At 37.5% G+C, this 10405-nt stretch carries 11 protein-coding genes; 3 read left to right on the plus strand and 8 right to left on the minus strand.

Features of this window, described 5'->3' with window-relative positions:
• The 3 genes from WBY99_RS03405 to WBY99_RS03415 form a co-directional block, all read right to left on the minus strand.
• A partial coding sequence (locus tag WBY99_RS03405; RefSeq protein ID WP_423974933.1) for a GEVED domain-containing protein occupies window positions 1-2154 on the minus strand: 2154 nt, incomplete at its 3' end.
• Between the two features lie 161 nt (window positions 2155-2315).
• The gene (locus WBY99_RS03410; protein ID WP_423974934.1) at window positions 2316-2603 is read right to left on the minus strand and encodes a chaperone modulator CbpM; all 288 of its coding nucleotides are present in this window, start codon (window positions 2601-2603) and stop codon (window positions 2316-2318) included.
• Window positions 2600-3517 carry a DnaJ C-terminal domain-containing protein gene (locus WBY99_RS03415; protein WP_423974935.1) on the minus strand — a complete coding sequence of 306 codons (918 nt, stop codon included), beginning with the start codon at window positions 3515-3517 and terminating at the stop codon, window positions 2600-2602. Before WBY99_RS03415 ends, WBY99_RS03410 begins: the two co-directional genes overlap by 4 nt.
• Before the next feature lie 197 nt (window positions 3518-3714).
• Between WBY99_RS03415 and WBY99_RS03420 the strand changes: the two genes are divergently transcribed.
• The 3 genes from WBY99_RS03420 (at window position 3715) to WBY99_RS03430 (ending at window position 5773) form a co-directional block, all read left to right on the plus strand.
• Window positions 3715-4944 carry a dicarboxylate/amino acid:cation symporter gene (locus WBY99_RS03420; RefSeq protein WP_423974936.1) on the plus strand — a complete coding sequence of 410 codons (1230 nt, stop codon included), beginning with the start codon at window positions 3715-3717 and terminating at the stop codon, window positions 4942-4944.
• A gap of 122 nt (window positions 4945-5066) precedes the next feature.
• Window positions 5067-5594: a hypothetical protein gene (locus WBY99_RS03425; RefSeq protein ID WP_423974937.1), complete on the plus strand. Its 528-nt coding sequence runs from the start codon at window positions 5067-5069 to the stop codon at window positions 5592-5594.
• 2 nt (window positions 5595-5596) lie between these two features.
• Window positions 5597-5773 (plus strand): hypothetical protein, encoded by a 177-nt coding sequence (locus WBY99_RS03430; protein ID WP_423974938.1) that lies wholly within the window; start codon window positions 5597-5599, stop codon window positions 5771-5773.
• 149 nt (window positions 5774-5922) lie between these two features.
• On the opposite strand, the gene WBY99_RS03435 is transcribed toward WBY99_RS03430, so the two are convergent.
• The 5 genes from WBY99_RS03435 to WBY99_RS03455 form a co-directional block, all read right to left on the minus strand.
• Window positions 5923-8436, minus strand: coding sequence for a M1 family metallopeptidase (locus tag WBY99_RS03435; RefSeq protein ID WP_423974939.1), 2514 nt, complete (start codon window positions 8434-8436; stop codon window positions 5923-5925).
• An 89-nt stretch (window positions 8437-8525) separates the two neighbouring features.
• Window positions 8526-8834, minus strand: coding sequence for a hypothetical protein (locus tag WBY99_RS03440; RefSeq protein ID WP_423974940.1), 309 nt, complete (start codon window positions 8832-8834; stop codon window positions 8526-8528).
• On the minus strand, window positions 8831-9073 hold the full coding sequence (locus tag WBY99_RS03445) for a hypothetical protein (protein WP_423974941.1): 243 nt from the start codon (window positions 9071-9073) through the stop codon (window positions 8831-8833). The genes WBY99_RS03440 and WBY99_RS03445 overlap by 4 nt, the downstream gene beginning before the upstream one ends.
• A gap of 34 nt (window positions 9074-9107) precedes the next feature.
• A complete protein-coding gene (locus WBY99_RS03450; RefSeq protein ID WP_423974942.1) occupies window positions 9108-9902 on the minus strand; it encodes a thymidylate synthase in 795 nt (264 codons plus the stop codon).
• Window positions 9903-9961: 59 nt separating this feature from the next.
• The coding region (locus tag WBY99_RS03455; RefSeq protein WP_423974943.1) for a hypothetical protein at window positions 9962-10405 on the minus strand (444 nt) is incomplete at its 5' end.

Raw genomic sequence — 10405 nt, forward strand, 5'->3', positions numbered from 1 at the left:
ATTCAATTCAGCAGAAGGTTTCATGTTTTTAACCTGTCTTCCTGAAACGTCGCTTACAGAGATTGATTTCACTCCTTTCACATCAGAGATTTTCAATACATCTTGGAATGGGTTAGGGTAAACAGAAGTAGCAGATTTAGTTACAGACGAAGTTGCTGCAGTAGGCTCTTTTACTTTAATTGTATAATCCTGTGTTCTTCCTTGAGCAGCAATATTACCACAAGCTACAACCGCAGCTGCACTTGCTTGTCTTGCTAATCTGATTCTCATACGAGTATTTCCATATTTCGCATCTGCAGGAATTGTAATATTTCCAGTTGTTGAAGTAAGAGATCCGTAAGTTAATAACGTCATTTCACTATCTTCAAATATGCCATTTTGGTTATAATCAATCCAAACTTTTACTTTATCGTTAGCATTACCACTTGCAACCGTAATAGCCATAGGGTAAACCCCTTCTTTTTCTACAGTTCCAACAACAGTAGTAAAGTCTTCATAACCTCCTACAATCGTAGTCGCTGTACTCGCATTATCAATACCTGCAAAGAGCACATTAGATATTCTATCTGCATTAACAGTACTGTGAGTTGCCGCACAATAAGTCCAGTCTGCAGAAGTAGTAAATGAAATTTCTGAACATCCTGTAGCATCGCCTAATGTATTCGTAGGAACGACTTTCGCATAGTAAGTTGTATTTCTATCAAGACCTGTTAGCGCAAAACTGGTAGTATTAGCAACAGTACCGTTAACAATATTTATACCTCCAGGAGTAGTGCCAACATATACTTTATACCCAAAAGCCATAGCATCTTCATTCCAATTTATTGTAACATTAGGAGCCGTAACGCCTGTTGCGTCGTTTGCTGGATTAGTAATTGTGGTACAGCTTGGTATTGCAAGAGCCGCAATATTAACCGTAAAATCAAAAGCTTGTCCATATCCAGATGCTTGAGCGCCACAAGCAACTGGTGTTGCGTTATAATCCACTCTCACTCTCATACGAGTATCACCTAACAATGCACCTGCAGGCACTACTATAGTACCAGTTGAAGCTGCCGCTGCGGACAAAATAGTTCTTTCATCATCCGTAAATTTACCATCTTGGTTAAAATCTATCCATACAGCTGTTTTATCTCCGTTATAGAATGGAGCTATGGTATTTGTAATGACATAACTTTTCCCTTGTATCATATGTCCTTTAACACTTGTATAATCTCCATATCCAGCTGCTGAAGCAGTAGTCTGGTTGATATCTGCAACTACAACTTTAGTTATTTTTTCGTCAACATTGACAGATGTCGCAGCACAATAAGAAACTGAACTATCTGTGCTAAAGCTGATTCCCGTACAACCCGTTGCATCACCACTAGCATTAGTAGGAACTACCTTTGCATAGTACGTTTTGTTTTTTTCTACTGAAACATACTGACTGGTAGCACCTCCTGTTATTGTTCCATTAAATACATCTGATCCTCCGGAAGTAGTTCCTACTGTTAATTTGTATTTGGTTGCCGTAGGAGCAACTGCCCAAACTATTTCAGCAGAACCTGAACCTATAGTAGAACCTGCGGCAGGAGAAGTAATTGTAGTACAAGCTGGCGCAGTAGTTACAACATCCTGTACAATAGAAATATTATCAAAATAAATATTCCCACTGCTTGATCCTCTTACATACCAAGCTCCTACAGCATAAATAGTACCCTCTTCCATAACCCCTGCTGGGATTGTTCCTGTTATTGTTGAACAAGTTGTAAGCGCGGGAGCGGCTAAAGGCACACCAGCTCCAATCTGAACAATACTCCATTGATCAGTATCTGGCAGATAGATAAACAACATAGGATATAATGTCCCAACAGGATTCACAGCCTTTTTGTAATTGATAGTAACAGTAGCTGCCTGACCGTTATTCTTTTGTGCAGGGTCTAATAATGATACTTTATCAAGTTGCATCATCCAACCTGACTGATAACTCGCAGTATTAGGAGAAGCGATTTGCGCACCTAGTGCACCAGTACAAGCTGCTGCCGCAGTAATAGTCCCATTCCCGAATTGTCCATAAATACTAGCATCTCCCTCGAAGTCACCAACATAATTGTATTGTGCGCTTGCACCAACACCCAGTGCTAAAAAGCACGATAATAAAAGTTTTTTCATAAAAATACATTTTTGTTAAACATAGCCAAAACTAACAATTTAATTCCGAATAAGCCTAATTTTATTTATTTATTTTTAATAAATTTTAAAAATCATTACCAAATCAATAAACCAGAAGCTTCAAATTCAAAAACCCATTATTGATGACAAGCATTTTTTCTTTAAAACTCCTGCTCCAGATAAAATTGCTTTAACCTTCTGTTTTCATTTCGAAGCGATTCCATTTTTTCTAATAACTGATGCATGATTTCCAAACCCGGCAAATTCACTTCTAAGTCATAATACCAATTGGTAAATCGTTCGAAAGCAGGCAATTCTTCATAAAGCAAATACGTTACTTCGTTTTCTGTTTCGGTTTTTAGCAGCCCGGATTCTTCTAATGAATCGAAAAAAGTGATTTCAATATTGTAGATTCTTACCAATTCTTCTCGTGATATTCTGTCGTTCATGATGCTAAATTTTTAAGTTGAAGAAATAACTCTTTTTCTTTATCAGACAAGTTCGTTGGCATTTTCACAATGTAGGTCACCAACAAATCTCCGTACTCGCCTTCTCTTTTATAAATGGGAAATCCTTTGCCCTTTAGCTTAACTTTAGTTCCGTTTTGCGTTTCTGGTTTTACTTTTAAATTGACCGTTCCATCTAGCGTTTTCACTAAAGTTTCACCACCGAGAATGGCAGTATATAAATCAATTTCAAGATCTGCACTCAAATCATTGCCCATTCTTTTAAACTGATAATCTTCTTCAATATTAAAAGTAATAAACAAATCCCCGTTTGGCCCTCCATTGTGACCAGGATTTCCGTGACCTTTCAGTTTGATTTTTTGTCCGTTGCTCACTCCGGCCGGAATTGTAATCCTCACCTTTCGACCATTGATGTCGAAAGTCTGCTGATGGGTTTTCGCCGCATCCCGTAACTGCAAACTCAAAGTTGCTTCAACATCTTGCCCTTTAAATTTTCCAGAACTGCTTCCGCGCGTGCTTCTGCCAAAACCACCCGAACTTCCACCAAACATACTTTGAAAGAAGTCGGAAAAATCTTCCCCTTCTCCGAAATCGGCACTACCAAAACCTCCATAACTTCTTCCTTGTTGCGATTGGCGCTGTTGCTGTTGCGCTTTCTCATATTCCTCACTGTGTTTCCAGTGTTCACCGTATTGGTCATACTTTGTCCTGTTCGCAGCATTGCCCAAAACTTCGTTCGCCTCATTGAGTTCTTTGAATTTCTTTTCCGCCTCTTTATCACTAGGATTCACATCGGGATGGTATTTCCTCGCAAGTTTCCGATACGCTTTTTTCACTTCGTCGGGCGTTGCTTTTTTATCAATGCCCAAAACTTTGTAATAATCTATATAAGCCATGCTTTTATTCTTTTCATCAAATTTAGTTAATCTAAATGAAAATCTTTGATTTTCAAATTTGTTCATTCTTCTCCAACCTATTATTCTTTTAAGGTTCAGTACCGCTATTGTTTTATTTTAAATTTAATTTAAAAGGCGCTCTGTATTTTAAATAATAGTCTGGAAAATTACCTATATATTTGATTAAATTTAAACAGATGAAGACCATTTTGCAAAATTATTCGGGCATCATTTTACTTTTGGCAGGAATTATGATCGGCAGTCTGATCGGAATATTTTCTCCAAACATGGTCAATTATCTGAAACCAGTCGGCGATATTTTCCTCAATTTACTTTTTGTAAGTGTGGTTCCTCTCGTTTATTTTGCCGTTGCGAATTCGATTGCAAGCGTTGAACAAGGTGGGAAATTCGGGAAAATAATCTTCGCCATGATTTTCACTTTCTTACTTTTTATTATTATTGCTGCCCTTTTTACCATTGCAGTGGTGTACTTATTTCCCACAGAAGCTTTGCCTTCAACTTCCAAAGAAATCATCGAAAATACCGCTGATGATACTTGGGGAAACCGCATTGTGAGTTTTTTCACTGTGGGAGAATTTACTGAATTATTTTCCAGAAAAAACATGGTCGCCTTATTAATTTTCGCTTTTCTTACGGGAACTGCATCCAGAAAAACTGATGAAGCAGGAACCGTTTTTCGAAATTTTTTAAGTTCAGGGTATGAAGTCATGAAAGAATTGTTGTTACTTGTAATGAAAGCCGCACCCATTGGTTTAGGAGCTTATTTTGCGTATCAAGTCGCCACCGTTGGTCCACAGCTTTTCGGGTTTTATGCAAAACCGCTCGGCTTATATTATGTTGCTGGACTTGTTTACTTCCTTGTCTTTTTTTCGTTGTATGCCTTTGCAGCAAAAGGGAAAGACGGCGTTCAGAAATTCTGGAAAAACAATATTTATCCCAGTTTAACAGCTATTTCCACATGCAGTAGTTTCGCCACGATGCCCACTAATTTGCAAGCCGCCGCAAAAATAGGCGTACCAGATACTATCGCCAACATTGTAATTCCAATAGGAAGTACGCTGCACAAAAACGGCTCGTCGATGTCTTCTATCATTAAAATTTACGTGGCATTTCTCATTATAGGCAAGGATTTTTTCGACCCTATGAATTTGCTTTTGGCATTAGGAATCACCATTTTCGTCAGCATCGTTGCGGGCGGAATCCCGAATGGTGGCTACATCGGCGAGATGTTGATGATCTCGGTTTACCAGCTTCCACAAGAAGCCATTCCTGCGGTGATGATTATCGGGACATTGGTAGATCCTTTGGCGACAGTTCTTAATTCTACTGGCGATACGGTTGCAGCGATGTTTGTGACGAGAATTTCTGGGGAGAAGTTTGAGGAACCGAAAGAATTTGTGGGCTGAGTTTAAAAAAGCTATCGGTTATTGGCTAAGGCAACCCTCTTTTTCATAAACATCCATCTCGTCGCCCATAAAAAATCATATCCAAAATTCACGGTCTGAGATAAATTCGCTAAATTTACTAAGTGAATAAAAAGCAACAAATAGCATTAGATTTTGTTATTGATAAACTAACAAACTCTGTTGAAAATGTGAATTCGGGAGATAGTTTTCCTACCGAAGTTGCTTTATTGAATGACATAGATTTAAAAAAAATTACCAAAACTGCTGGTTGGAAATTCAATTGGAAAAGTGAATTTAAAATTCCGAATAGAGATATTTATAAATTAACCATTTCTAATAATCCAAATATCATTCAAGGATTGGTAAGTTTGGAAGTAAAGCCGGATCACGTTTATATGCATTTGATTGAAAGCGCACCTTTCAACATCGGGAAAAACAAAACCTATTTAGGCGTTCCTGGAAATTTAATTGCTTTCGCTTGTAAATTATCTTTTCAGCGAGGAAATGAAGGATTTTTATCTTTTGTTGCAAAAACCAAATTGATTGAACATTACGAAACCGAATTAGGTGCTTATCATTTCGGTAACCATTTAATGATTATCGATAACGTTTCGGCGTTAAAACTGATTAACAAATATTTTAAAAATTAAAGATGATGGGAATTATAAAAGAACCTTTGGAAATAGATTTTGAGGTGGACAATAGACCGCTTACAAAAGAAGAAGAGCAAATGATTAGCGATTTTATAAGGTTAAAAAAAGAGCAACAATCTCAAAAACCGAAACCACCATCCTCGAAAAGGTCAAAACCTAAAAAACAGGGCGCATAAATGCATTTCTGATAATCTCACTCTGCGAAGTTTGAACTTATAAAAAGAGCCTTCGCTCAGTGGAACTTGCAATTTCCCATCAAAACCCACAAAAAAAAGAGCCTTCCAAAATCATCGAAAGGCTCTTATTTAAGGTTAAAACTTTACATTTATTTGTACGCCTCAATCGTTTTATTTATCAAATCAATTTGTTGATTAATCGTTGGGCTTGAAGGATTGGCTTTCAAAACTGCCATTTTCTTGGCAAGACCGTCTTTCAGGATCTGCACAATCATCATTTTCGCCTGGGGGTTTCCACCGATTTGTCCTTTCACTTGCGTTAAAATTTTGGTTACATTTTCCGTTGCTTTCAGGTTGTCGGAACTCATAATCCAGTTGAAACCATCTTCGGCAACAGCACCCAATTCAGGTTTTTGGAATTTAATGAAAGGATAGAAAGCAGCGGTAGAAGCAATTGCCGGCATTTGTTTTTCGATTTTATTCTTCACAATCGTCGGCATCAATTCCGCAATAAGTTCGTCGCTTGCGCCTTCCAAATCCATGTTTTCTACCAAAGCGGCAACTCTCGCCGGATCAATCGCCGCAATCCCGGTAAGCGAACTGCCCTTCACCGAATTGGAAACCGCGTTCATTCCTTTGTCGAAAAGTGGCAAATATTTCTTGTCTTTTGTTTTTGCTAAAGCCGAAATCGCTGCCGCTTGAACCAAAGTTTTCGGGTCGTTGGAAGCCATTTTCTCTACTTCCGAAAGTGCGGCTTTTGCCTGATCGGGCTTCGATAAATCGAGTCCGTTCAGCGCTTTCATGCGGATTCTGAAGTTCTCGTCTTTCAAAGCTGCTACCAAAGTTTTTAATGCTGATGGGTTTTTCGAAGCGTTTTCTGCGGCATTTTCCACCGCTTTGTAACGGCTCAAAAACTCTTTAGAACCCAAATATTGAATTAAATATTGCTCGGGAGTTTTGGTTTCGATGAATTCTGCGAGCAAAACTCCATCTGCATTGATGTTGATTAATTCAGGGCTTTTACTTGCTTGGAAAGTAAAGTTATTCTTCTCTTTGGCATCTACCCAAACATTTTTGCGGGAAGGTTTTCCGTTTTCGAAAACATCAATCGCCAAAGGAAACTGGAAGTTTTTGCCAATTTGAGTTTGAGTTATGGTTACAGTAACTTCTTTTTTCACTGGTTCGAAAGTCGTTGTATAAGAAATTTTCGGGTTGCCGCTATCGAAATACCATTGATTAAAGAACCAGTTCAAATCTTTCCCCGAAACTTTTTCTAACGACAATCGCAGTTGATGTGCTTCACCGCTGCTGTATTCGTTGGTTTTCAAATAATCATTTAAGCCTGCAAAAAACGCATCGTCGCCCAAATAATTCCGTAGCATGTGAAGAATCGCACCACCTTTATTATAGGAAACCCCATCAAAAACGTCTTCACGCGAATGATAATTGAAACGCACCAAATCTTTAGATACGTTGGATGGATCGCGGAAATAGCCATCGGTTGCTTTCATCAAACCATAGTCGGCGAAATCTTTTCCGTACTTATGTTCGTTCCAAAGGTATTCGGAATAATTGGCAAAAGATTCGTTGACGGTAATGTTGCTCCAGCTTTCGGCAGTGACCAAATCGCCAAACCAATGGTGGAAAAGCTCGTGCGAAATCACATCTTCCCATTTATTTTCATCAATTAAATCGCCGGGTTTTTGCTGCGCCGATTGTTGGTGAAGCGTTGCCGTGGTATTTTCCATCGCTCCGGAAACGTAGTCTCTACCAGTAATTTGCGAGTATTTGGACCACGGATAATCGTAATTTAATCTTTTGGAAAAGAACTCGATCATCTCCGGCGTGTTCCCAAAAATCTGTTTTGCGTACGGTTCATATTCTTTTTCAACGTAATAATCCACGTCGATATTTCGCCATTTATCCTTTACTACCGCGTAATCGCCAACTCCCATGAAAAAGAGATATGGCGAATGTTTCTTGTCCATCACCCAATGGTCGGTTCGCAGTCCGTTTGCTTCTTTAGTGGAAGATTTCATTAAACCGTTGGATAAAGTGACGTATTTATCGGGAACGGTCATATAAATTTCCTGTGTTGTTTTTTGATTGGTTTTATCAATGGTGGGAAACCAGGCAGAACTCGATTCCGTTTCACCTTGCGTCCAGATTTGCGTTGGCTTATCTGCTTCTTTCCCTTGTGCGTTGATGAAATAGAGACCTTTGGCATCAGAAATTGCGGCGCTTCCTTTTTGAGTTACTTCGTTCGGACGCGCTGTATATTTAATGTAAACCGTATAATCCTGATTTCTGTTGTAAGTTTTATCGAGATTAATTTTGAGCATATCATTTTTATACTCGTATTTCAAAGGACTTTTGCCGCCGTTTTTATCTAAAGCAACTTCATGAATCAACATTCCTTTCGCATTCAGAACCAAAGAATCGGTGGGATAAAAATACGGAGAAGCTGTTAACCATTCTTCGCCACCCATTTGTTCTTTTTGGTAATCGAAATTCACTTTCAACTTGGTGTGTTTCAGCTCCGTCATTTTGGTGTGCGACGCTCTGTAAATCTCAGTTCTACCGGAAGTTTCGGTTTGTGCAAATGCAGTTTGGGAACTAAAAATCGCACCCAATAAAAGTGCAGAAATTAATATTTTTTTCATAATATATTTTATTGAATTTTTGAAAAGAAGATTTACTTAGATAAGTCTGAAATATTCAGAAAAAGTTACAAAAAAAGCGAAGCCGGGCTTCACTTTTTTTTGAGGATTTGATTTATTTTTTCGGGATTTGATTTAGACGGTAAAAACAATATAATTTCTGCCGAATCCGCTTGCAAATCGAAATAAACTTTCACTTGCTTTTTCCCTAATAAAGCGAATCGTAATACTTTTTGTTCTTCTGCAAAAGGATATGAAATTATTTTCTCTTCAAGGGATTTAATGAATTGACGAAAATCATTTTCAAAAATTCTCAATTCTTTTTCAGTCCATCGGTTTTCTAAGAAATCAACAATTTCGTCAAGGCTTTGTATTGCATATTTAGGATAAATGATTTTCATTTTCTTTGAAAAATAGAATCCATTAATTCTTCGGAATGTTCTACAAATTGCCCACTTTTAATTTGATTTCTGCTTTGTTCAATCAATTTTTTGAACTCTTCAGTTTTTTCGATTTCTTCCCAAGAATGAGTTTTATCGTCATCAGAAATATCAACGCTTTTAATTCCTTTAATTTGCGAAAGCATCTTCTTTAAAAAAGAAATATCTGCGTTGTCTTCTAATTGTATCGTCAATTCCATTTTGTGTAATTTTAATCAAAGTTAAAGATTAATTTTATATCGCAACCGGTGCTTTAATTCCCGGATCTGGAGCATAATTTTCTAAAGTGAAATCTTCAAAATCAAACCCGAAAATATCTTTAATTTCAGGATTTAATTTCATCGTTGGTAAAGATTTCGGTGTTCTTTGAAGTTGTTTATTTACTTGTTCAAAATGATTATTGTAAATATGAACATCGCCAAAACTGTGAACATAATCACCAACTTCTAAGTCGCAAACCTGTGCAACCATCATCAATAGCAACGCATAACTCGCAATATTGAACGGAACGCCGAGGAAAACATCTGCACTTCTTTGATATAACTGAAGCGACAATTTTCCATCCGCAACATAAAACTGAAACAAGGCGTGACAAGGTGCTAAAGCCATATTCGGGATTTCCGCCACGTTCCATGCGGAAACAATCAATCTTCGAGAATCGGGATTTTTTTTGATTTGATCGATAACTTCAGTAATTTGATCGACAATTTTTCCGTTTGTGCCTTCCCAACTTCGCCATTGTGCGCCGTAAACAGGACCTAAATCGCCATTTTCATTCGCCCATTCGTTCCAAATGGAAACGCCATTTTCATTCAAATATTTAATATTGGTATCGCCTTTCAAAAACCATAATAATTCGTAAATAATTGATTTTAAATGCACTTTTTTGGTCGTTACCAAAGGAAAACCTTTCGATAAATCGTAGCGCAATTGGTAGCCAAAAACGCTTCTGGTCCCGGTTCCGGTTCGGTCGGTTTTATCGGTTCCCTTGTCGAGAATATGTTGAAGAAGGTCGAGGTAATTTTGCATGATTATATAGGCAATGAGTAATTAGTAATGAGCAATATTTTACAAAAGTAAAGAAAATTTTACCAAATATTTTGGATGGTTTGATTGATATTATTAATCGTAAAAACATCGTCTTTTTTCTTCCCGAAAATGGTTTTTGCTAAAGGACTTTCTGGCGAAATCAAAAATATTGTTTGTTGACCATTTTCAATCCTCCCCAACGAAACTGAAATGTAAAATAAACCATTTGAGGTTTCAACTAAACTGCCAAAACCAACCTTTTTAGTCGCAGAAAGTGGAATTAATTTTAAAGAATTATTGGCTTTAAGATTTTCATTCAATTGAACTTGCAAATTATTGATTTCCTGTTGCACCATTTCGCGCGTGGTTTCATATTTGTCACCCATCGAACTTTTGGTTTCGTTGTTGGAAGCTCGGGTTTCGGCGATTAAATTTTCTAAATTTTCAATTTTCTCGGCGAGCTTGGTTTTCACGATATTTAAGATTTCTTGTTTATTCATTTC

This window comes from Kaistella sp., assembly GCF_049588135.1.
Taxonomy (GTDB): Bacteria; Bacteroidota; Bacteroidia; order Flavobacteriales; family Weeksellaceae; genus Kaistella.

Bases quoted from the DNA above. Each gene is read 5' to 3' on its own strand.
- WBY99_RS03435 (WP_423974939.1), bottom strand. From the start codon at position 8,436: ATGAAAAAAATATTAATTTCTGCACTTTTATTGGGTGCGATTTTTAGT.
- WBY99_RS03450 (WP_423974942.1), bottom strand. From the start codon at position 9,902: ATGCAAAATTACCTCGACCTTCTTCAACATATTCTCGACAAGGGAACC.
- WBY99_RS03410 (WP_423974934.1), bottom strand. From the start codon at position 2,603: ATGAACGACAGAATATCACGAGAAGAATTGGTAAGAATCTACAATATT.
- WBY99_RS03415 (WP_423974935.1), bottom strand. From the start codon at position 3,517: ATGGCTTATATAGATTATTACAAAGTTTTGGGCATTGATAAAAAAGCA.
- WBY99_RS03430 (WP_423974938.1), top strand. From the start codon at position 5,597: ATGATGGGAATTATAAAAGAACCTTTGGAAATAGATTTTGAGGTGGAC.
- WBY99_RS03440 (WP_423974940.1), bottom strand. From the start codon at position 8,834: ATGAAAATCATTTATCCTAAATATGCAATACAAAGCCTTGACGAAATT.
- WBY99_RS03420 (WP_423974936.1), top strand. From the start codon at position 3,715: ATGAAGACCATTTTGCAAAATTATTCGGGCATCATTTTACTTTTGGCA.
- WBY99_RS03445 (WP_423974941.1), bottom strand. From the start codon at position 9,073: ATGGAATTGACGATACAATTAGAAGACAACGCAGATATTTCTTTTTTA.